The 20608-nt window shown below is 66.6% G+C and carries 19 protein-coding genes; 6 read left to right on the top strand and 13 right to left on the bottom strand.

Annotated elements, in window-relative coordinates; all coding sequences use genetic code 11:
* Positions 1 to 263 precede the first annotated feature (263 nt).
* Positions 264 to 782 (top strand): general stress protein, encoded by a 519-nt coding sequence (locus tag GobsT_RS35690; protein WP_010048051.1) that lies wholly within the window; start codon positions 264 to 266, stop codon positions 780 to 782.
* Positions 783 to 1114: 332 nt separating this feature from the next.
* Here the strand turns inward: GobsT_RS35690 and GobsT_RS35685 are convergent, their stop codons facing one another.
* From GobsT_RS35685 to GobsT_RS40745, 12 genes are all read right to left on the bottom strand, one after another.
* Positions 1115 to 2311 (bottom strand): M20/M25/M40 family metallo-hydrolase, encoded by a 1197-nt coding sequence (locus tag GobsT_RS35685; RefSeq protein ID WP_029601218.1) that lies wholly within the window; start codon positions 2309 to 2311, stop codon positions 1115 to 1117.
* A gap of 393 nt (positions 2312 to 2704) precedes the next feature.
* Positions 2705 to 4399: a GH3 auxin-responsive promoter family protein gene (locus tag GobsT_RS35680; RefSeq protein ID WP_010041530.1), complete on the bottom strand. Its 1695-nt coding sequence runs from the start codon at positions 4397 to 4399 to the stop codon at positions 2705 to 2707.
* Positions 4400 to 4472: 73 nt separating this feature from the next.
* On the bottom strand, positions 4473 to 5306 hold the full coding sequence (locus GobsT_RS35675) for a hypothetical protein (RefSeq protein ID WP_010041531.1): 834 nt from the start codon (positions 5304 to 5306) through the stop codon (positions 4473 to 4475).
* A gap of 63 nt (positions 5307 to 5369) precedes the next feature.
* A complete protein-coding gene (locus GobsT_RS35670; protein WP_010041532.1) occupies positions 5370 to 6362 on the bottom strand; it encodes an alpha/beta hydrolase in 993 nt (330 codons plus the stop codon).
* Between the two features lie 154 nt (positions 6363 to 6516).
* Entirely contained in the window at positions 6517 to 7806 is a 1290-nt protein-coding gene (locus GobsT_RS35665; protein WP_010041533.1) for a beta-ketoacyl-[acyl-carrier-protein] synthase family protein, read from the bottom strand.
* 106 nt (positions 7807 to 7912) lie between these two features.
* A complete protein-coding gene (locus GobsT_RS35660) occupies positions 7913 to 9187 on the bottom strand; it encodes a beta-ketoacyl-[acyl-carrier-protein] synthase family protein (protein WP_033198501.1) in 1275 nt (424 codons plus the stop codon).
* A 226-nt stretch (positions 9188 to 9413) separates the two neighbouring features.
* On the bottom strand, positions 9414 to 9905 hold the full coding sequence (locus tag GobsT_RS35655) for a 3-hydroxyacyl-ACP dehydratase FabZ family protein (RefSeq protein WP_010041540.1): 492 nt from the start codon (positions 9903 to 9905) through the stop codon (positions 9414 to 9416).
* 86 nt (positions 9906 to 9991) lie between these two features.
* Positions 9992 to 10381 carry an acyl carrier protein gene (locus GobsT_RS35650; RefSeq protein ID WP_010041541.1) on the bottom strand — a complete coding sequence of 130 codons (390 nt, stop codon included), beginning with the start codon at positions 10379 to 10381 and terminating at the stop codon, positions 9992 to 9994.
* Positions 10382 to 10408: 27 nt separating this feature from the next.
* A complete protein-coding gene (locus GobsT_RS35645) occupies positions 10409 to 11173 on the bottom strand; it encodes a 3-oxoacyl-ACP reductase family protein (RefSeq protein ID WP_010041542.1) in 765 nt (254 codons plus the stop codon).
* A gap of 80 nt (positions 11174 to 11253) precedes the next feature.
* Positions 11254 to 11742, bottom strand: coding sequence for a 3-hydroxyacyl-ACP dehydratase FabZ family protein (locus GobsT_RS35640; RefSeq protein WP_010041543.1), 489 nt, complete (start codon positions 11740 to 11742; stop codon positions 11254 to 11256).
* 244 nt (positions 11743 to 11986) lie between these two features.
* Positions 11987 to 12382: an ISAs1 family transposase gene (locus tag GobsT_RS40750; RefSeq protein ID WP_232068475.1), complete on the bottom strand. Its 396-nt coding sequence runs from the start codon at positions 12380 to 12382 to the stop codon at positions 11987 to 11989.
* A 28-nt stretch (positions 12383 to 12410) separates the two neighbouring features.
* The gene (locus GobsT_RS40745; protein WP_010035860.1) at positions 12411 to 13133 is read right to left on the bottom strand and encodes an ISAs1 family transposase; all 723 of its coding nucleotides are present in this window, start codon (positions 13131 to 13133) and stop codon (positions 12411 to 12413) included.
* Between the two features lie 440 nt (positions 13134 to 13573).
* On the opposite strand from GobsT_RS40745, the gene GobsT_RS35625 reads away from it, so the two are divergent.
* The 5 genes from GobsT_RS35625 to GobsT_RS35605 all read left to right on the top strand — a co-directional run bounded on the left by GobsT_RS35625 (position 13574) and on the right by GobsT_RS35605 (position 20253).
* On the top strand, positions 13574 to 14944 hold the full coding sequence (locus tag GobsT_RS35625; RefSeq protein WP_010041547.1) for a patatin-like phospholipase family protein: 1371 nt from the start codon (positions 13574 to 13576) through the stop codon (positions 14942 to 14944).
* A gap of 166 nt (positions 14945 to 15110) precedes the next feature.
* Positions 15111 to 16820: a DNA repair helicase XPB gene (locus GobsT_RS35620; protein ID WP_033198504.1), complete on the top strand. Its 1710-nt coding sequence runs from the start codon at positions 15111 to 15113 to the stop codon at positions 16818 to 16820.
* A gap of 41 nt (positions 16821 to 16861) precedes the next feature.
* The gene (locus GobsT_RS35615; RefSeq protein ID WP_148087993.1) at positions 16862 to 17860 is read left to right on the top strand and encodes a hypothetical protein; all 999 of its coding nucleotides are present in this window, start codon (positions 16862 to 16864) and stop codon (positions 17858 to 17860) included.
* A 43-nt stretch (positions 17861 to 17903) separates the two neighbouring features.
* Positions 17904 to 18131 (top strand): hypothetical protein, encoded by a 228-nt coding sequence (locus tag GobsT_RS35610; RefSeq protein WP_010041553.1) that lies wholly within the window; start codon positions 17904 to 17906, stop codon positions 18129 to 18131.
* A gap of 25 nt (positions 18132 to 18156) precedes the next feature.
* Positions 18157 to 20253 (top strand): hypothetical protein, encoded by a 2097-nt coding sequence (locus GobsT_RS35605; protein ID WP_010041555.1) that lies wholly within the window; start codon positions 18157 to 18159, stop codon positions 20251 to 20253.
* A 4-nt stretch (positions 20254 to 20257) separates the two neighbouring features.
* On the opposite strand, the gene GobsT_RS35600 is transcribed toward GobsT_RS35605, so the two are convergent.
* Entirely contained in the window at positions 20258 to 20509 is a 252-nt protein-coding gene (locus GobsT_RS35600) for a helix-hairpin-helix domain-containing protein (protein WP_010041556.1), read from the bottom strand.
* Positions 20510 to 20608: the final 99 nt, after the last annotated feature.

The following is a 20608-nucleotide window of genomic DNA, read 5'->3' as shown; positions in this document are numbered from 1 at the left end:
ACGCCGTGAGTGAATGCTCCGCGCGTCCGGTCCGCTCCGCGTGCATGCCGGCCCTGCGGATCCGACGCGTGAGGCGCTCGTTCAACTCCGTTCGCGGACAACGCTCAAAGGCGAGAATCACGCCGCGCGATGAGAACACTTCGGGTTTCTGGAAGTGGAGCCGAACATTCGGCACCGCGTGTGCTTCTACCTTCTCCGTCTGCATCGGGTTCGGGCCGGCAGGGGAAACCCATGCCCGCCCTTTCTCAGTCGGGAGAACGGACATGAAGAAGGCAACGGCGAACGCGGTTGTGGGCGTGTTCTACACCCGTTCGGAAGCCGAAACGGCGATCAACGAGCTGCGTGACGCGGGCTTCAGCGACGATAACATCGGGATGATCGCCCGCGACGCCGACGGCAACATGGTCAACGAGCGCAACAACGAGACGCTTGCGGGCGAGGGCGCGGCCGCCGGAGCCGTAGTAGGCGCCGGAGCCGGTGCGCTGGTGGGGCTGGGTGTACTCGCCGGAACCATTCCGGTGATCGGGCCGGTGCTGGCGATCGGCACGCTGGGCACGGTGCTGCTCAACGCCGCCGGCGGCGCCGCGATCCTCGGGCTGGTGGGGGCGCTCATCGGCCTGGGCATCCCCGAAGACGACGCCCGTTACTACGAGTCCGAAGTTCACGGCGGGCGGTTCCTGGTGACCGTCGAAGCCGGGGGCCGGACCGCAGAAGCGTGGTCGATCCTGCACCGCTCCGGCGGGTACAACCGCACCATCCCGCCGCTCAACGCCGCGGTGTAAGCGCTGCATCAGTACCAGGTAACGGAATGCAACGAACCCGGCCACCAGCCGGGTTCGTTGCGTGCGCCTGATAAGAACTGATGGCGGAGTGGGTAGATGATCGCAGTTTCGGTCCGTGCGAGTCTCGTATGCACGAACACAATTTTTGACAGGATGAACAGGATTCACCGGATCAAGACAGATCGAGTTGAAATCCTGTTCATCCTGTCGATCGTGTCAAAATCTTCTCGGCTCATCCGTCGAGCGTTGATGCCACACGCCCTCGTCCCGGGCCGGCCACGAAGCCGAACTCATTGTGGCACGATCCCCAAGACGTTTAGCATTCCACTCATTCATTCGGCGGTCGCGAGCACCAGTGCCAATTGGCACGCGCTCTCGAACTCGCGCAGGTCCACGAACTCCTTGACCGTGTGAATCTCGTTCTGTCCGGCCCCGAAGGTCACCGTCGGGATGCCGTGCTTCACCATCCAGTTCGCGTCCAGCCCGCCGTTCGTCGTGCGCAGGTTCGGCGTGCGCCCGATCTTCTGAATTGCCACCTCGGCCAGTTTCACAACAGGCGCGTCGGACTTCAGCCGGAACGGCACGTAATCGAGTCGCGAAGTGAACTTCACTTTCGCGGCCCGGCCCTCGTGGTCTTTGACCTTCGCGGCGGCGTTGGTGAACGCGGTCTTATAAGCGGCGGTGATCTCGCGCACGAACTTCGCGTCGTGGCTACGGCTCTCGCCCTTCACGTGTACGAAGTCCGTGACCACGTTGGTCGCGTCCCCGGCGCTCTTGCCGTCGGCGGTGCCCACGAGCCCGACGTTACTGGTCCCCTCGCGGCCGTCCTTGATCACCTTGCCGAACCACCCGCCCTCGTACACCTCGGCCATTGCCAGCGCGAGTACCATTGTGGCGGAGATGCCCTTTTCCGGAGCGACCCCGGCGTGCGCGGCTTTCCCGCGAATGTCCACGAACCAGCGGTCGGCCCCGATCGCGCCGACGATCACGTCCGCGGCGCTGCGGCCGTCGAAGTTGAAGCCCACGGCGGGGCCGCCCAGGTCGACGGGGTTGAGGTGCTTCGCGCCGAACAGCCCGCTCTCCTCGCGGACCGTGAACAGCATCGTGATGGGCGGGTGCGGGAGTTTCTGCTTGATGAGTTCCGCGGCCAGGGTTACGAGCACCGCACACCCCGTGCGGTTGTCGCCGCCCAACGCGGTGGTGCCTTCCAGTTCGTTTACGACCCGCTTGCCGGCGATTTTCGGCTTCGCACCGGCGCACAGCGGGACCGTGTCCATGTGCGTCATGAACAGGATCGGCTGCGCGCCCTTCTTCCCGGTACCGGGAAGTTTGACGATGAGGTTGCCGATCGGCGTCGGCTCGGGGATGCGCGTGTGGGCGTCGTCGAAGGTGATGGCCTTCGCCGGCACGCCGACTTCCTGAAGCGCCGCGGCGAGTTCCTTACCGATGGGACCTTCGTGCCCGGTGATCGCGTTGACCGACAGGAAGCGCAAGAGCCGCTCCACGGCGGCGGCGGTGTCGACAGTAATTGCGGGCGCGGCGGCTGGCATGACAACTCACTCGGCGAGGGTATGAAACAGGGGTGAGTATATCGATGCGGCGCTGGAGCGCGGGCCGCCGGCCCGCCTCGCGACACAACCGCAACCACCTTCACGATGCGCGAATTGCCCGACCACACAAAGCACGCGGGCCAGTCGCCAAGAACGGGTGACGGGACGGGCGGATAGTCGCGGCTGCGTTTCGCGCCCACGCCGGCCTCGTGTTTACGAAGGCGATTTTGACAGGATCGACAGGATTCACCGGATGAAGACAGGTCGATTTAAATCCTGTTTATCCTGTCGATCCTGTCAAAATCGCCTTGGCTCAGCCGCCGCTTTGGTGCCGCGCTGCCACCCCGAGCAGAACGCCCCCGGCCACGCGCACTAGGCGCCGACCTCACGTAAGACGGTCATCGTGTCGCGGAACTTCAGGTCACCGATCAGGCACGGGTGCTTGTACTGCTCCGGCGAGCCGCCCGTTTGTGCCAGTCGCGCGCGATCCCATGCCCCCCAGGTGCCCGCGGGGACAACCGCGGCCCGGAGCGCCCCGAGCCGCCCGCTCTCGCGCTTCGCGGCGTACTCCACGTTCTCCACGCCGAGTCGCGCGTCCAGCGCCGCCAGGAACGGCTTGAGGGACCCGTTCGCGGCGTCCGGCTCTTCGAGGAAGAGTGCGTAGTACGGTTGCCGGTCGTCCCAGATCGGCGCGATCGAGTACGCGGTCACGGGAAGCGGCACGCCCTGCGCCACCGCGTCGAACGCCTTGGTCACGTGGTACTCGCTCAGCTTCTCGCCGGTGAGGTTCGCGAACCGGTGGCCCTTCCCGAGGAACTCGACTTCGGGCGTGCGACCGTAGAACCCGGTGACGCGAACGAGGTCCGAAATGTGGTAGCGGTACAGGCCGTAACTCGTGGTCGGCAGGATGAAGTAGCTCTTGCCCTCCTGAAGTTCGTGCGCGCCGAGCACCGTCGGCCGCGCGGACTCCATTTCGGCTTCCGGCACGAACTCGAAGTAGTGCGACCAGATGTCGAGCACGCCGCTCGCGGTGCCGCCGGACAGCGGGATCGTGAACCGGCCCTCGCTCGCGAGCAGCCCGAGATCGTGAACCGGCGGTGTGCCGTAATACTGCGGCAACTGGCGCAGGTACGGCCCCATACTGCCGCCGGTCCAGGTGTTGATGACCGTCCCTTCCGTGGGCCACACGTCCTGCGGGTACAGCCGACCCATCTTCGACGCGACCGCGGACAGCTCGCGCGCCCGGGCCGCGTCGCGGGACACCCGCGGCTCCAGGTACGCACGAACGTCGGCAGGAATGTCGAGGTCCGCGCGGAGCGTGCCGTTCTGAAGGTCGCGCAGCAGGTGCTCTTTTTCGGCGTCGAGGGTGCGGGCCAGTTGGACGAGCGTGCTCGGGTTGGCGGCCATCAGTTGCGACACGTTACGGCCGACCGAGAACCGCAGCGCGACGTAGTAGCGCGCCCGGGCGTCCTTGATTTTGCCGGTCACGTACGGCACCGCGTACATCCGCTTAATGATCCGCTTCTGCACCATCGCGGTGTAGCCGGAGAGGTTGCCGCACGGGGTGCCCGCCGGGGTGCGGAACTCTTCCGGGTCGCCGCCGAGCTGCACGATGGGCCGCATGGCGATCCGGCGCCCGCGGTTGTCGCGGTACATCTTCACGCCCCACATGTTCCACCCGCGCCGGTACGCCGCCAGGTAGGCGTCCGTCACCGGGATCAGCTTCCGGCTCGCGGTGGTGCCGCTCGTGAGGGCGAACATCAGCACCCGCTTGTCGGCCAAGAGCGCGCGGGTGTCGCCGTTCTGCACTTTTTCGATGTAGGGGCTAACGTACTCATAAGGCGCGACCGGGACGTTCGCCCGGAAGTCCGCGACGGCGCGCACCGTGCCGAACTTGTGGTCGCGGCCGAACTGCGTGTCCGCCTGCTTGCGGATGATGTCGCGGAGCAGTTCCGTTTGAACCGCTTCGGGGTTCTGGCACGCGACCTCGAACTGGCGCAACTGCCGCCGCACCGGGTAGGTCAGGAGCCGACCGAGGCGGACGAGGAGGAAGCGTTTCAGAGACATAGCACACCCGCGCGCGACGAAACCCGCGGCTGGGCCGCGGGTTTCTGACAGTTTCACCGAACCTTCGGGCGGCTCACGGGACGACCGAGAAACTGGTCGCCGGGTCGCCGTTGAAGTTCACGTTGCACCACTTCCATTCGCCGCCCACGCGGTACAGGGTGAACTTCCACACCGCCGTGCCGCGCTCGTACTTGTCCAGGTAGATGAACCGGACCAGCCGCCGGCCCACCGCCTCCGTCCGCACCCACTCGGCATCGCCCTGTGACTTGCCGAGCAGCGCCGCGGCGTCGTCGCGGAGCTTGGCGAACGTCTTCTCCACCGGACCGCGCTCCGCAGAGATGACGTTTTTTCCGTCGGCCCAAACCACGTCGAACAGCCCGGACACGCCCCCCGCCTTCAGCGCGTCGAGCGCGGCGCCGGCGTTCCTCTTCGCGTCCGCGAAGTCGGCGTCCGCCGCGAGCGCCCGGAACTCCGCCTCGGAGCCGTCGCCCGACTGGAAGGTGAGGCACCGCCAGTCACCGCCTTCGGCGCGGTAAAAGGTGAACTGCCAGATGACCAGCCCGCGCTCCATCGGCTCGGCGTACACGTACCGCACCAGCGACCGGCCGGACACGTCGGCGCGGAGCAACTCCGGGTCGCCGGCCGGCTTCCCGAGCGCCTGCACCTGCACGTTGCGGACGCGGAGAAAGTTGGCCGCCAGTTCGGCCCGTTTGTCGGCCGCCGGCGGGCTCCCGGTCTTCTCGTCGAAGACGAACTCGATAACACCGCTCATGCCCTCGGTCTTCAGCCGCTTCAACACGGTCTGCACGTGCCGGTCGGCGGTGTTCCGGGGGGCGGGCAGAACGGCGGGCTCTGCCGCGGCGGCCGGCAGAGCGGCGATGACGAGGGTCACGAGACAGGTACGCATGAGCGGCTCCGGGGGAAACGAGCGCCGCCTTATTCCCCCCGTCTCTCCCAGCGTCAAGCCGACCTACCCCACCGCCTCCAGGGCTTTTTTCGCCAGGTGCCGGTCGAAGAACTCGGTCACCGTGCGGTTGTAATCGTCGGTCGCGACGTGCAACGCCTGGTTGTGTTTCGCGTTGGGAACCACCCACAGCTTCTTACGACCGGTCGCGCGGGCGAACAGCGACTGGGCCATTTCCGGCTTGATGTACGTGTCGCCGCCGCCGTGGATCATCAGCAGCGGCCGGAACAACTTCGCCGCGGCCTTTTCCACACTCGGGTACGTCACCCCGCGGTTGCGTGCCACCTTCTTCACGCCCACGGTGCCGATCGCGCCGTAGAACCAGTTCGGCAGCACCTTCTGGATGCGCCGGTTTCCGCTGTAGATCTGAATCCAGCGCTGCATGTACGGCACCAGCGTCGTGTGCGTGCCGTACATACCGTCGGTGACGACGCACTTCACCCAGGGGTCGGCGGCGGCGACGATCAGCCCGGTGCTGCCTCCCTTGCTGATCCCGAAAATGCCGATCCCGTTGGCCGGAGCGTCCGGGCGCGACTTCAGGTACGCGACCGCCGACCGCATGTCGGACACGTCCCGGTCCGTGACCCACTGGAGCGGTTCGTAGTTCGCATCGCGCTCGCTCTCGCCCTGGTTCCGCGTTTCGACCGCGAACACGTCGTAGCCGGACGCGATCAGCGCCTGGCAGTACTGGCGACACGCCCACCGGTTGGAGCCGAATTCCAGGCCGAACAGGATCACGCCTTTACGTTCGGGCGCGGTGGTCGGGATGTAACACCCGCGCAGCGCCAGCCCGTCGGCCGCGGCAATGGTGACCTCGCTGGCCAGCGGGTCCGGCTCGCCGCGCGGCACCACGAACAGCGGCTTCTCCTGGAAGATGCGGGTCAGGAACCCCATGTACCGCCATCGCACGTACAGGTACACGACGGACAGGAATAACCCGGCCGCGACCGGCGGGACCGCGATAAGTAGCGAGACGACGATCGTCAGCCAGAAAACCACCCTGGACCTCCCGGGTCGGAATGAATCCAACGCGACCAGCGCCGCCCGCCGCTTGACCGACGGGGCAACCTCCTGTCACCGGCTCCTGGTTAGAATCACCAACTTCTTATCATCGGAGCACCGCCCCGGCCATTCACGGGGGCCGCGGAGCGACTCACCCCCGGAACGCGCTCGCGACCAGTGCGATGTTCTGCCCGCCGAAGCCGAAGCTGTTCGACAGCACGTGGTCGAACCGCACCTCGCGCGCGGTCCTGGGGACGTAATCGAGGTCGCACACCGGGTCCGGCGTCTCCAAATTGATCGTCGGGGGGATCACACCTTTCTGAAGCGCCATTACCGAAATCACCAGTTCGGCCACGCCGGCCGCAGCGATTAAATGGCCCAGCATGCTTTTGCTGCTCGACACCGGCAGCTTGTAGGCGTAATCGCCGAACACCGCCTTGATGGCCGCCGTCTCCGCGGAGTCGTTCGCCTGGGTGCTGGTGCCGTGCGCGTTGATGTACCCGATGTCGGTGGGGTTCAGCCCGGCGTCCGCGAGCGCGTCCCGCATGCAGCGGATCGCCCCGCGCCCTTCCGGGTGCGGGTCCGTCATCCGGAACGCGTCGGCCGTCGAGCCGTACCCGGTCAGCTCGGCGAGGATGTTCGCGCCGCGCTTCTTCGCGTGCTCCAGGTCCTCCAGCACGACCAGCCCCGCCCCCTCGCCGATGACGAACCCGTCGCGGGTCAGGTCGAACGGGCGGCTGGCGGTCTGGGGGCTGTCGTTGCGCTGCGAGAGGGCCGTCAGCCGGTTGAACCCGGTGATGCCCAGCGGCATGATCATGCTGTGCGACCCGCCGGCGAGCATCACGTCCGCCTCGCCGGTGCGGATCATCTCGGCCGCCTCGCCGATGGCCTGCGAGCTGGCCGCGCACGCCGTTTGGCACGACGCGAACGGCCCCTCCAGCACGAACGTGTCGGCGAGGTAGCCGGACGGGCCGTACATCTCTTGCTCGGCCTCTTGCGGGCCGCTGAGGCGCCGGTACAGCAGCCCGACGGCCTCGCGGATGTTGCACACCCGCTCGCCCGGGGCGGTGGCCTGCGCGGTGCTGGTCGTGAGGGCCTCGAAGTCCTCTTTGCCCTCGCCGGAGCCGAGGTACACGCCCATCCGCGACCGGTCGCCCTTCACGTCGAGCAGCCCGGCGTCGGCGAGGGCCTGCTTGCCCGCGGCCAGCGCGAACTTCGTGTTCACGCCGCAGTTGTCGAAACGGTTCGCGTCCGGAAGGTACTTCGCGAGATCGAACCCCTTTACCTCGGAGGCGAAGGTGGTCGGGAACGTGCGCGCGTCGAAGTGCCGGATCGGGCCGACCGCGGTGCGCCCCGCGGCGGAGTTGGCGAACAGCTCGGCCACGCTGTGCCCCAGCGGGGTGATGACGCCCATCCCGGTGATGACGACCCGTTTACGCATCTCTCCGCCTCTCACCAAAGAAGAGCGTTCGACGGGGACAGGAAAGGCGAAGAACTGGCTCCCGCCTCTCGATCCCGCTCGCCCCCGGTCAAAACTGCTCCGCGGTCTACGAATCCCACCGCTTCACCACCGCCGCCGCACACTGGCCCAGGTCGGTGTAAGTGACCTTCACGACGTACGGCTTCGTGACGGGCCGGGGCGCGCCAACGTGGACGCTAATAGGACACGCCGGATCGGGGCTCTCGTGGTTCAGCGTTCCGGGCAGCAGGCCGTTCTTGAACGCCTGCACGCTGCACGCCAGTTCCATGAGCCCGGACGCGGCCCCGAGGTTGCCGAACCGGCTCAGCGGCGCGAAAACCGGCACATCCCGCCCGAACACGTCGGCAATGCCGCGGGCCTCGAACGCATCGCCCACCGTGGTGCCGGTGCCGTGCGCGTTGACGTGGTCCACGTCCTTCGGCTCAATGCCGGCCGCCGCCAGCGCGTTCCGGATGACGCGGGCCAGCCCCGGCCCCTTCTTCCCGCGGTCCACCCCCGCCGCCCACCCGACCAGTTCGCCGACGATGTTCGCCTTCCGGCCCCTGGCGTGTTCAAGCTCTTCCAGGGCGAACACCGCCGCCCCTTCGCCGTACACGGTGCCGTCGCGGGTGAGGTCGAACGGCCGGACCGCGTGCGCCGGGTCGTCGTTGCGTTTCGACAGTTGCAGGAACAGGTTGTAGCGGCTCAGCGTGATCGGGTTGATGCGCCCCTCGCTGCTGCCCACGACCATCACGTCGGCCGCGTCGCGGCGGATGATGCGGGCCGCTTCGGCGAGGGCGACGAGGCCGGAGGTGTCGCCGGGGATCTGGGTGTTGCTCGGCCCCTGGATGTCGTAGAGGATGGTCGTGTGACACGCCGGCATGTTCGGCAGGTACTTGAGCATCCAGAGCGGCGCGATCTCGTTCAGCCCGGCCGAGCCCCAGACCCCGTAGTCCAGCGTTTTTCCGTCGGGCGACGCGATCCGGCTGGCCGCGGCCATGTCGTTCAGTTCGGTAGCACCCATGAGCGACGCGAACTCGATCCCGATCCGGTGCGCCGGAACGGTCCCCTTCGCGATCCCGGCGTTGGCCAGCCCGAGCTGCGACCCGATCACCCCCAACTCGACGGTGCGTGCCATCGCGTTGAGCGAGCGGCGGTAGCTCTTGTCGATCATCGCCTTCGCGGAGAAGTTCGGCACCTCGCCCGCGATGTGGCACGGCAGTTCGGACGCGTCCAGGAGCGAGATCGTGCGAACGCCGCACACCCCCGCGACCAGGGCGTCCCAGAACGCTTCGGGCGTCGAACCGATCGGACTGAGCACGCCGAACCCGGTCAGCACGGTGCGGCGGGGGGTACTTGCCATGTCGGCCACTCGCGCTGAACTCCGCGGGTCCGGTCCGCTCCGCGCGGGTACCGGTTATTTCAAGTGGTAGTGTATTCCGCCGCCGGACTTGCGTCCGATTCGCTTACACTCTCAGGTTTTGCGTTCCGGAAAGAGCGGTAAAACGGGTAATTTGGGTTATTAGGCCCGAGCGAAATAAGAGAAGCCCCGAACGGGGCTTCAGATCGTTTCGCGCTCCGTAGTACCGCTACCCGCCGGCGGCCGCAGGTTTACTTACCGCTGCGGCCATCCGCAACAGGTGTGTCAGCTCACCGTTGAACACGAATTTGGTGTCGGGCAACCCCGGCGGGAGCTGGCTCGGGTTCGCATGCGCGAACAGAATCTCACCTTCCACAACCAGATCGGCACCACTGCGCGCGGTCGCGGCGACCCGAGCCCCGGTGTCGTTGAGGTCGATCAGCGTGGTCGTGTAGGTCAATTGTTCGCCCGCGAGGGCGTCGCGGTGGAACTTCATGTTGGACATTTTCGCGAGCACAACGTTCTCGCGGTACTGCCGAGCCTCGCCGACGAGAATGCCGCCGGTCTGGGCGAGCCCTTCGAGGATGAGGGGCGCCGGCATCACCGGGAAGCCCGGGAAGTGGTCCGCGAAGTGGTCTTCGGCGAGACTGAGGTTCTTCACCGCGGTCGCCGATTTGCCGGACTCGAACGCCACGAACCGGTCGATCCACGTCCAGCGCATAAACAGTTCTCAGTGCGGGGCATGCCGTTCGAGCCGGGGAGCGGGCAACGCGGCGCCCGGGCACCCGCCTCCGCGCCGCCCGCGGCTCACTTCTTCCCGACTTTGGATTCCAGGTAACGAACGATCAGTTCCACGGTGAACAGGTCCTCGACCTTGTCCAGACGCGGGTCCTTTTTGAACTCGGCGAGGTCCGCGTAGGGCATCTGCTTTTCGAGCTCGGCCAGCCCCACCGCGGTGACCTTCCCGCCGGAGACGAACGCCGCGTCGCCCTGGAAGATCGACTCGGGGAAGAGCTCTTCGCGCGGGATCTTCACGTCGAACTGCTTCTCGAGCCTGAACACGATGTCCAGGAAGTCGATGGACTCGGCCCCCAGGTCGCCCTTGAGCCGGGCGGTCGGGGTGACCTGATCGTCGTCGACGCTCAGGGCCTCAATCAGGGTCTTGCGGACCTTGTCGAAAATATCTTCGCGTGTCATCTGAGTGTTCTCCAACCGGCTTGGGGCTCAGCCGGACACCGCCCCGAGGCTGAGGCCGCCGTCCACGGTAATCACCTGCCCGGTGACGTACGCCGCGGCCGGGCCGCAAAGGAAGAGGACCACGTTGGCGATGTCGTCCGGTGTCCCGAGCCGCCGCACCGGAATGATCTTTTTGAGGTTGTCTTCGCCCGCCAGGTTGCGCACAGCCTGGCTCATGTCGGTCGCGATGAACCCGGGGGCCACCGCGTTCACCAGCACGTTGCGGGCGGCCAGTTCCGCGGCCAGCACGCGGGTGAAGCTGTTGACCGCGCCCTTGCTCGCCGCGTAGTTCGCCTGGCCCTTGTTCACGTGTTCGGCGGCGATGCTGGACACGTTCACGATCCGCCCGGACCGCTGCTTGAAGGCCATCTGCTGGGCGACGGCCTTGCAGAACGCGAACGTCCCGGTCAGGTTCGTGTTGATGACCGCGTTCCAGTCGTCCGCTTCCATTTTCAGGAACAGCTTGTCCCGGATAACGCCGGCGTTGTTCACCAGAATATCGAGCCGCCCGTGTTCCGCCAGAACGCCGTCCACAACGGTCTGTGCGGCGGCCGGATCGGCCACGTCGGCCTGAACACCCTTCGCGGTGCCACCTGCAGCGGCCACCTCTTGCGCCAGTGCGTTGGCGGCGTCGGCGTTGCTGTGGTAAACGAAGGTCACCTTCGCGCCTTCGCGTGCGAGCGCCAGCACGATCCCGCGGCCGATCCCGCGGCTCCCGCCCGTTACCAGCGCGATTTGGTCCTTCAGCAGCATTCGTGCGTCCTGTCTATCGTTCCCGGTCCGCCTGTTTCTTTGAGAGGAGAGACGGAACTAAACCGTCTCACTCCAAACTGTTAGCCGCGCAACCCGCCGGTAAGCAGCGCCCACCGCGCCTTCCAGTGTTCGATCAACTTCGCGTCGGTCGCGTCCCCGGTCGGGCCGCGACCCGCGAGCGAGTAACCGTGGAGCACGAAGTTCGCCTTCACCGTCGATTCACGCGATTCGTTCGCGCCCTCGGCCTTAAACGTCGCGGTGCCGGCGGCGGCGTCCGTTTTGGTCAACTCGACGGTGACGTCCATGCGGTGCCCGGGCAGCATGAACGTCCCGTACTTTACAAGTTTCAGATCGCGCAGCACGATCACCGGGTGCTCGTAATCCGTGGTGGCGCGCCACAGCCATGCGGCCGCCTCGACACACGATTGGAGCATCAGCACGCCGGGCATGACCGGGAACTGCGGGAAGTGGTCCTTGAGGTACTCCTCGCCCAGCGCCAGGAACTTCGCGGCGGCGAGGGACTTGCCCGGCTCGCAGCGGTCGATTCGGTCGATCAGGTGGAACCGCATCCGCGGCGCTCTCCGTCCCGCGCATTGTAAACAAGTAGAAAGTATATCGACGGTGCCAAATACGGACAACCCGGACCACCGGCACGCGGCACCTCATCAAACCCTGCCGATACTGCTATCGGCTACGGCGTGCCCCCGCATCCGGCGGAGAATCGTCCCACCGCCCCGAGGGCTCGCGAGCGGCGCCGCTTGCGCCGGTCGAACGGGTTCTAACGGGTACCCCAGGGCCTTTCCTTGATTCACTCTACGTAACTCCGATAAGTCCCTTGGCCATTGCCGGGTCCATCTGGAGCCGCTCGATCGCCTCCGGGCAACTCACCGCCTTGACCTCACGCCACAGGTGCACCACGGCGTTCCGCAGCGCCGCCAGCACCTGTGGTGCGTGCCCCATGCGCACACGACACGCGTCCTCGCCCAGTGTCACGTCACGCACGTAATGCAGTTCGTTCTCGATGCGCCAGTGCGTCCGCACATGGTTCAGGAGTGTGGCCGCATCCGCCTTCTCGGCCGACAGGCTCGTGATGCCGAAATGCACTTCGACCGTCGTTTGGCCTCGGACCGTCCGCTCACGCGTCAACTGGAAGCCCTGCTTCACCCCCGCCCACGTCGGCGAGCACGTCAGAATCGAGGTCGTTTGCAGCGTCCGCTTCTCGATGCGGCCGTGACCCTTATCGACGGTCGTGGCGATGCGGCTCGGGGCGGGCGGAGGCCGATCCCCAGGGGGAAGTGGCCGCCGCGATCGATCGGGCGGCGGTCTCGAAGGCGAACCCGGCTCGGATGTCGATCCCCAATCCGGGTTGGTTGTCCTTCACCGTGAGCACGTAGTCGCCGCCGGCCCCGACCACCTCCTCGGCCAGGTCTCGCTGGCAGAACATGGCGTCGCCGACCACGACCTTCCCTCGCAGCGGCAGAATGCCGAGGAGCGTCAAGGCGGCCTTGTGCTCGTTGGTGCTCGCATCGACCTTGACCTGGGCGAGTACGGCACCGACGGTGGGGGCGTATGCGGCCAGCAGGTGCTGACCGGGGATCGCGCCGTTGCGAGAGCCTCGAAGGGTCTTGCCGTCGATGGAGATGTGTGTGAAGGCGGCCGGGTCGACGCGGCTGGCGATCCAGTACGAGAGGACGTGCTCCAGTTGGTCGGCGTCGAAGCGTCGCAGGGTGCGGGAGAGCGTGGAAACGGCCGGGGTCTTGCCGCGTCGGAAGCCGAGGGCATGGGCGAGGGCGGGTCCGTGCTGTCGCCCGAAGCGAGCGATGCCATTGAGGCTGGTGCGCCCCATGAGCATGGCGAGGGCGACGAGTCCGAGGAAGGGGGCGAGTGGGTGGATAAGGCCGTGCTTGCTGCGGGGATCGGGAACCGCCGCCAGGGCATCGACCAGGGTGCAAGGAGACATGGGTACCTTCCTGGCTGCGAGAAGGCGCCCCACATAGCCACGTTCCCTCGTGTAAGCAAGGTGAAATAAGGAAAGGCCCTGACGGGTGCGGCGCCAGGAACACGCGACAGGGCTTGTCGCGCGCCGGGCGGCGGCGTAGAACCTCTCTTTCTTAAACGAAACACGAACCTCACGTTACCAATTCAGACTTCAGGAGCGAGCTATGGGGCGGCGACGCGGAACCGGACGGCGTAAGGTTGGGCGGAAGAAGCGTCGGATGCGTTCCCGGATCCGGCACCGCAAGTAAGCGCATCTCGACTCGCGCACAGGACTTTCCTTCATGTGCGCCGTTCCCAGCACGCCGCGCCGTTTCGTCGCTCTCGTCTGGTAATTCTCTGTCACTGTGCTAAACCTCCGGCTCGCGGGACTTCCGTCCCGCCGGCCAGGGAGGTTTGTTGCACATGTCTCGTCGCGCGTTCCGGCCCGGTTCCGCGGCCGCACTCGCACTCCTCGCCGGGGCGCTGATCGGGTGCCAAACCGAAACCGGCTCGCTCCGGAAGGCCCGATCGCCGGTTCGGTCCGGGTTAGGCACTAACGACCTCGTTGACGTTCGCGGCCAGATGGACGCCGACGAACTCGGAGGGAACGAGGCCGCGTACGCGCGGGCCGAATCGCTGAAACAGAAGCCGACACCCGAACAGGCCGCCCGGCGGCGGTCGGTGCTGTGCCTCTCCGGGGGCGGCTCCTACGGCGCGTACTCCGCCGGCGTGCTCGTCGGCTGGACCGCGAGCGGCGACCGCCCCGGTACCAACGGCCGCCCCAACTTCGATGTCGTCACCGGCATCAGCACAGGCGCGCTGATCGCCCCGCTCGCCTTCCTCGGCCCCGAATACGACCCGCAGATCCAGCGGTTCTACACCACTATCGAAAAGAAGGACGTTTACACGCTCCGCCCGGTGCGCGGGCTGTTCAGCCTCGCGCTGGCCGACAACGGGCCGCTCGCGGAGTTGGTTGAACAGGTGCTCACACCGGACGTCGTGTGCCGGATCGCCGCGGAGCACCGCAAGGGCCGCCGCCTGTACATCGGCACCACGGAACTCGAGAGCAAGCGGTTCGTGTTCTGGGACATCGGCGAAATCGCCAACCGCGGGACCGCCGGCGACCGCCTGCTGATCAAGAAGGTGCTGCTCGGGTCGTCCGCGATCCCGGGGTTCTTCCCCCCGTCGAAGATCCCCGTGACCGTGGACGGCAAGACCTACGTCGAGGAGCACGGGGACGGCGGCACCACGGTGTCGATCTTCTTCCGCCCGCCGTTCGTCCCGCCCGAACAGCGCACGAAACAAGGCCCCGACCTCGTCGGCGTGGACCTGTACATGATCGTCGCGGGCAAGCTGTTTGCGGACGCGACCCCGCTGAAGCAGCGGTCGCTCACGATCGCGGCCAGCAGCGTCTCGTCGGTGATCTACGCCCAGACCCGGGGCGACCTCCAGCGCATGTACCTGATGGCGCTCGTCACGGGCATGAACTACCACCTCGCGGCCATCCCCGGCGACTTCCCGGCGCCGACGTCGAGCACCGCGTTCGAGCGCGGGCCGATGACCGAGATGTTTAACGAGGGGTACCGCCTCGCCGCTGCGAAAGAGGCGTGGCGCTCGACCCCGCCGTGCATCGGCCCCGGCGAGAGCCTGCTGGGCCGGTACGGAACCGACCTGACCTACCAGCGGCGCGGACCGGGTTTGGTCTTCATCAACGACCAGCCGACGACGTTCCCGCCGGGGCTCGCGCCGGGGCTGATGCCGGTCCCGGCCCTCCCGGGGCGAACGGACAAGTGACCCGCTGACCGGCCCCGTCCGCGCGCCGCGCGACTTAGACTTGTCGCTGCGCGGCGCGCGCCGTTACTATGGGATGTTCGCGCCGGGCGGAGTGCCGGCGGACCCCACCCCGACGGTGACAATGCCGCCGAAGATCACGAAAGCTGCGCCCGCGCCGGCGGCCCCAATGACGTTCGATCCGACGAACCCGTTCATCGTGCAATCGGACCGGTCCGTGCTGGTGGAGGTAGACAACCCCAAGTACACGGAGGCGCGCGACGCCATCGCGCCGTTCGCGGAACTCGAGAAGAGTCCCGAGCACATCCACACGTACCGGATCTCGAACCTGTCCCTCTGGAACGCCGCCGCCGCGGGGTTCAGCGCGGACGAGGTGGTCGGCGTACTCCAGAAGTACACCAAGTTCCCGATCCCGCAGAACATCCCCACCGACATCGCGGAAACGGTGTCGCGGTACGGCCGCGTCAAGCTCGAACGCATCGACGCCGAGCACCTCAAGCTCGTGTGCCCCGACAAGCCGCTCTTGGCGGAACTGGCCCGCAACAAGAAGGTTAAAGAGTTCCTCGGCGACAAGATCGACGACACGACGTATGGGGTCTCCCCGGCGTTCCGCGGCGTGCTGAAACAGGCGCTCATCACGGTGGGCTACCCGGCGGAAGATATCGCAGGGTACACCGAAGGCGCGATGCTGCCGATGGAGCTGCGCGAGACCGCGGCGAGCGGCGTCCCGTTCCGGGTGCGAGACTACCAGCGCGAGGCCGCCGACGTGTTCCACGCGGGCGGCGACGTGCGCGGCGGCAGCGGGGTGATCGTGCTCCCGTGCGGCGCCGGGAAAACCGTTGTCGGCATCGCCTCCATGTGCCTGCTCCAGAAGAACACGCTCGTACTCACCACCAGCATCACCGCGGTGAAGCAGTGGCGCCGCGAGATCATCGACAAGACCACGCTGACCGAAGACGAGGTGAAGGAGTACACCGGCGAAACGAAGGACATCGGGCCGGTGACGGTGGCGACGTACCAGATCATCACCTACCGCCCGGACAAGACCGAGGCGTTCCCGCACTTCGGGCTGTTTGAGCAGCGGGACTGGGGCCTCATCGTGTACGACGAGGTCCACCTGCTCCCGGCCCCGGTGTTCCGCGTCACGGCGCAGATCCAGGCCCGGCGCCGGCTCGGGCTCACGGCCACGCTCATCCGCGAGGACGGCCGCGAGGGCGACGTGTTCTCGCTCATCGGCCCGAAGAAATACGACGTGCCCTGGCGCGAGCTGGAAACGAAGGGTTGGATCGCGTCCGCCAGTTGCAGCGAGATCCGCGTCGCACTGCCGACCGACTCCACCCGCATGGAGTACGCGGTCGCCGACCACCGGGCCAAGTACCGCATCGCCAGCGAGAACGTCGCCAAGGACGAGGTCGTGGCCGAGCTGCTGAAGCGGTACCACGACCAGCGGGTGATCGTGATCGGGCAGTACCTCTCGCAACTGAAGCGGCTGAGCGAGCGGTTCGAGATCCCGATGATTACGGGCAGCACCGGCAACGCCGAGCGCGAAGACCTGTACGGCAAGTTCCGCCGCGGCGATGTCCGGCACCTGGTGCTGAGCAAGGTGGGGAACTTCGCGATCGACCTGCCTGACGCGAACGTGCTGATCCAGGTGAGCGGCACGTTCGGCTCGCGCCAGGAGGAGGCGCAGCGCCTCGGGCGCATCCTGCGCCCCAAGAGCAGCGGCGACGGCGAGGCGCACTTCTTCACGCTGGTGACGCGCGACACCCGCGAACTCGACTTCGCCCACCACCGCCAAATGTTCCTGACGGAGCAAGGCTACAGCTACGAGATCCTCGACGAGCGCGACGTGATCCCGCCGAAATCGGCTACGTGTTAGGGCGTCAAGGAATGACGAACGGGGCGCATGGGAGCGTGCGGATGTTCTGTCGGCATCTCGGCCTTGCTTTCGCTCTTTTCGGTCTCACCGCCTGCGTGACACCGAAAGAAACGTCTGCGGCGCCGGTCCCGCGCGCACCTGCGCCGGCCCGATGGGAAGTTTTCTTGGAGTGGCTACCCGAAGACACAGAAACCCTTATTGTCGCGCCGACTGGCTTTAAAATCCCAAGCCAAAAAGTGGAAAGCGACAAACAAGTAAGCTTTGCAGATTTAGTCCAACACATGCCATCCCTGCCGCTCTTTACCTTAAAAGATGGCCTGCTCGGAGAGTTGTTAGCCGAGCAAACGGTACTGTGTGTTGTCGAGGGCAGCCGCCGCTTCACAAAGCCGGAAGAGTTCGGGCTGATGCCTTACGAAGGCTGTCACATTTTCCAGTTCGACAGCGAAGCGGACGCGACTCTCAAGAAAAGCGTCCAGGAGTGCCAAAACAAGGCAAATAAGACGATCGAGTTGGCCGGGTTCAAGGTAGCCGTATTTACCGAAGACGCAACGTGGTCCTATTTCGTCTGCCGGCCACTGCCAAACGTTTTGATCTGCGCGACGAACCAAAAATATCTCGAAGAGACATTAAGGCGCATCGACAAGAAGCCCGCTACACGCGCCCTTCCGAATCACCTTCCCGAATGGAAGCATGTTAACTCCAAGGCGCGTGTCTGGGCGATTCGGCACTATCAGGCGGACTTTGCCAAAGAGGACCCGACCTCGCCGATTGCCCCCGGCGGGAGCGACGCGAAAGCCGTTGGCTTCACCTTCTGGCTCGACGCCGATTCCGGAAGCACCGCGCACATCCGCTACCTGTCGAGTGCCGAAGGTGCGCTCAAAGCCACTAAAGCCGAATGGACGATGCCGGAGGCAAAGCTCAAGGCCCGTCAGGGGGCCGCGGGTGTAATCGAACTTACGGTGTCTGCTACCGGTGGTGACAGCGCAACGATGCTCTGGCTTGTTCTGATGATGCGTCTGGGCCACTGCATAGTGACTTAACTTGTCCAAGACAACCGACCACGTTTCACGGTTTAGTTTTCCAATGACCAACCCGACCGCTCGCCTGCCCGCCAAGTTGCACCGCCGCGTGTGCCTCGTTCTCACCGAAGACGCGGTGCTGGCCGAGGAGTTGCTCGCGCGGAAGAAGCTCTCCGCCGAGGTCGCCGGGCGGCTCTCGGAAAAGGTGCTGCTCATCCGCCCCGGGCGGCTCGATTCGGTGCTCGAAGAGCTTCGCAAGATGGGACACACCCCGCAAGTGGTCGGGAAATAAGCCGCCTTCGCCATACAACATTTCGATGCCCCAGACCTCCGACACCGACTGGTCCGAACGCTGCCGCGATGCCCTTCTGGGGTACAGCGAGACCCTTTTGCGCGCGGTGGGCGACAAGCTCGTCCGCCCGCGGTCCAAGCTGCCCGTCGAAGAGCTGATCGAGAAATCCGTCGCGATGGTCACCAACGCGCCGGTCATCGACCGGCGCATCAAGGAGCAGCCCCCGGCCGCGCGCAAGGTGCTCGCGTTCATGGGGCTGAGCCGCCAGCCGCGGTGGAAGGTCGGCCACCTTCTCACGCTCCTTGCGGCCCTCGACCACAACGACGGGTTCACACCGGTTCAGGCTCTGCTCGAGACCGCCCTGCTCTTCCCCGACCGCGGCACGGACGAGCCGCCCGTCGAGGACTTCGCGGCGTGGTTCGGGCTGGCAGGCACGCACAACGCGGTCGTGTTCGCGCACCCGGGCGTCGCGCTCCGCGCGCGGGGCGAAAACCTGGAACTCCCGGACCTCACGAACCCGGACGACGAAGTCGGTAGCCCGCGCCAGGCCGACGGCCTCGAATGGCCGCTACGCCTCGCGGCGGCCTGGCAACAGGTTCAGAACGAGCCGGTGCGGCTCACGCAGGGCCACACCCTCTTCAAGCGCGACCTGCTGCGGCTCCAGGGAGACGCGGTGCTGGCCGCGCCACCGGTCGATCAGATCGCGCTCGTCGCCGACGCCGGGGTGCTTGCCCTGCTGTGGGCGCGAGCCGTCGAGCTGCTCGCCGAGCGCGGCGGGGCGCTCGAGGCCGACCCGTTCCCGGCAACCTGGGAGGGGCCGCTGCTCCCTCTGCTCGGGCAACTGATGCGGGCGCTCCCGCTCGTGGAGCCGTGGGACCCGCTGACCGGCTACGCGCCAACCGAGAACGGGCTCTCGCCGACCCCGACCGCCGGCCTCCTCAGTCTGCTCCTGGCGCGCGACTTCGTTCACCCGGATGCGGTCGCGGAGTGGCTGTGGTCGCACCACCCGTCGTGGGCCGGTGTGATCCCGCCCGACGCCGCGAGTGATAAAGGCGCCGGTTGGGTCCGCGGTTACCTGCTCGGCGTCGCGTATTCGCTAGGAATTGTGGAGGTGTCGGGCGAACTCGTTCGACTCTCTGGCCTCGGCCGGCACCTGCTCTTCGGCGACCCGGAGCCGCCGGTTCCGCCGGCGTTCCCGCAAACGCTGATGGTCCAGCCGAACGCGGAGATCCTCGCGTACCGGCAGGGGCTGACGCCGGCGCTGGTCGCGTCGCTCACGCGGTTCGCGGCGTGGAAGGGGATCGGCCCCGCCTGCACGCTCGAGCTCACTCCAGAGCAGACCTACCGCGGTCTGGAATCGGGGCTGACGCTGCCGATGATCGTGCAGACGCTCAACCGCCACGGCACGCGCCCCGTGCCCGCGGGCGTTGCGGACCTGCTCCAGCGGTGGGCCAGCAAGCGCGAGCGGATCACCGCGTTCGCTTCTGCGGTGTTGGTCGAGTTTCAGACGCCCGCGGAACTGGACATCGCGGTGGCGCGCGGGGTGGTGGTGCTGCGGCTCACCGATCGCATCGGAATGACCGCCGACGGGCGCGAGCCGTCGCTCTCGAACCTGCGCCTGATCGGCAACCGCGACTACGAATCCAAGCCACAGCGGTGCCTCGCACCGGCGGACGACGGCGTCACGCTCACGGTTGACGGCCCGCAAGCAGACCTGCTGCTCGAAGCGGAACTCAAACAGTTCGCAGAGCCGCTGCCGATCGAGCAGAACGGGGTACAGCGGTTCCGGCTCACACCAACCTCGCTGCGAAAGGCTGTTGAGGGCGGGCGCACGTTGGCGGAGCTTGATGCGTGGTTCTTGGAGCGGAGCGGCTCTCCGCTCTCCGCCGCGGGCCGGTTGCTGCTGCTCGGGTCGCAACTCTCACAACCCCGGGCGGAGCGCCTGTTGGTGGTGAAGTTGCCGACGGTCGAAATCGCAGACGGGTTGGTGCAGTGGCCCGGAACCCGCGCGCTGGTGGCCGAGCGCCTCGGCCCGCTGGCGGTGAGCGTGGCCGAAGACCAACTCGCCGCGTTCCGCGAGGCGCTCAAAGAGATCGGCGTGCGCGTGGACGGCGTCAGCTAGCGCGTTACGCGGCCAGGCCGTTCGCCACAACGTACTCGGCGATGGTCAGCGCGAGGCTCTTGCCGATGCCCGGAACGCGCTCGAGGGCCGGCACGCCGCCGCTGGCGACGATTTCTGTCACGTCGCCGTGAAGGCCCATGACCGCGATGGCCGCCGACCGGAACGCGCGGACGCGGTACAAGTTGCTGCCGGACCGGGCCAGGTCGTTCGCGTGCTTCCGCAGGCGTTGGGCGATTACTTCGTTCGTGGGGTTCATTTCGCGTCCTCCTTTCAGTAAACCATACTCAGAGGGAACGTCTGTACACAAGGCCCGTTGCACAAAATTACAGTATCGCGAACTGAAGTTTCGGGCGCC

The organism is Gemmata obscuriglobus, assembly GCF_008065095.1.
Taxonomy (GTDB): Bacteria; Planctomycetota; Planctomycetia; order Gemmatales; family Gemmataceae; genus Gemmata; species Gemmata obscuriglobus.
Note: the sequence above shows the minus strand (reverse complement) of the source record. Positions and strands in the feature narration are given on the sequence as shown.

Excerpts from the sequence above, each read along its gene's own strand:
- GobsT_RS35690 (WP_010048051.1), top strand. The coding sequence starts at position 264 with ATGAAGAAGGCAACGGCGAACGCGGTTGTGGGCGTGTTCTACACCCGT.
- GobsT_RS35680 (WP_010041530.1), bottom strand. The coding sequence starts at position 4,399 with ATGTCTCTGAAACGCTTCCTCCTCGTCCGCCTCGGTCGGCTCCTGACC.
- GobsT_RS35675 (WP_010041531.1), bottom strand. The coding sequence starts at position 5,306 with ATGCGTACCTGTCTCGTGACCCTCGTCATCGCCGCTCTGCCGGCCGCC.
- GobsT_RS35665 (WP_010041533.1), bottom strand. The coding sequence starts at position 7,806 with ATGCGTAAACGGGTCGTCATCACCGGGATGGGCGTCATCACCCCGCTG.
- GobsT_RS35660 (WP_033198501.1), bottom strand. The coding sequence starts at position 9,187 with ATGGCAAGTACCCCCCGCCGCACCGTGCTGACCGGGTTCGGCGTGCTC.
- GobsT_RS35655 (WP_010041540.1), bottom strand. The coding sequence starts at position 9,905 with ATGCGCTGGACGTGGATCGACCGGTTCGTGGCGTTCGAGTCCGGCAAA.
- GobsT_RS35650 (WP_010041541.1), bottom strand. The coding sequence starts at position 10,381 with ATGACACGCGAAGATATTTTCGACAAGGTCCGCAAGACCCTGATTGAG.
- GobsT_RS35645 (WP_010041542.1), bottom strand. The coding sequence starts at position 11,173 with ATGCTGCTGAAGGACCAAATCGCGCTGGTAACGGGCGGGAGCCGCGGG.
- GobsT_RS35640 (WP_010041543.1), bottom strand. The coding sequence starts at position 11,742 with ATGCGGTTCCACCTGATCGACCGAATCGACCGCTGCGAGCCGGGCAAG.
- GobsT_RS40745 (WP_010035860.1), bottom strand. The coding sequence starts at position 13,133 with ATGTCTCCTTGCACCCTGGTCGATGCCCTGGCGGCGGTTCCCGATCCC.
- GobsT_RS35625 (WP_010041547.1), top strand. The coding sequence starts at position 13,574 with ATGTCTCGTCGCGCGTTCCGGCCCGGTTCCGCGGCCGCACTCGCACTC.
- GobsT_RS35620 (WP_033198504.1), top strand. The coding sequence starts at position 15,111 with ATGACGTTCGATCCGACGAACCCGTTCATCGTGCAATCGGACCGGTCC.
- GobsT_RS35615 (WP_148087993.1), top strand. The coding sequence starts at position 16,862 with ATGTTCTGTCGGCATCTCGGCCTTGCTTTCGCTCTTTTCGGTCTCACC.
- GobsT_RS35610 (WP_010041553.1), top strand. The coding sequence starts at position 17,904 with ATGACCAACCCGACCGCTCGCCTGCCCGCCAAGTTGCACCGCCGCGTG.
- GobsT_RS35605 (WP_010041555.1), top strand. The coding sequence starts at position 18,157 with ATGCCCCAGACCTCCGACACCGACTGGTCCGAACGCTGCCGCGATGCC.
- GobsT_RS35600 (WP_010041556.1), bottom strand. The coding sequence starts at position 20,509 with ATGAACCCCACGAACGAAGTAATCGCCCAACGCCTGCGGAAGCACGCG.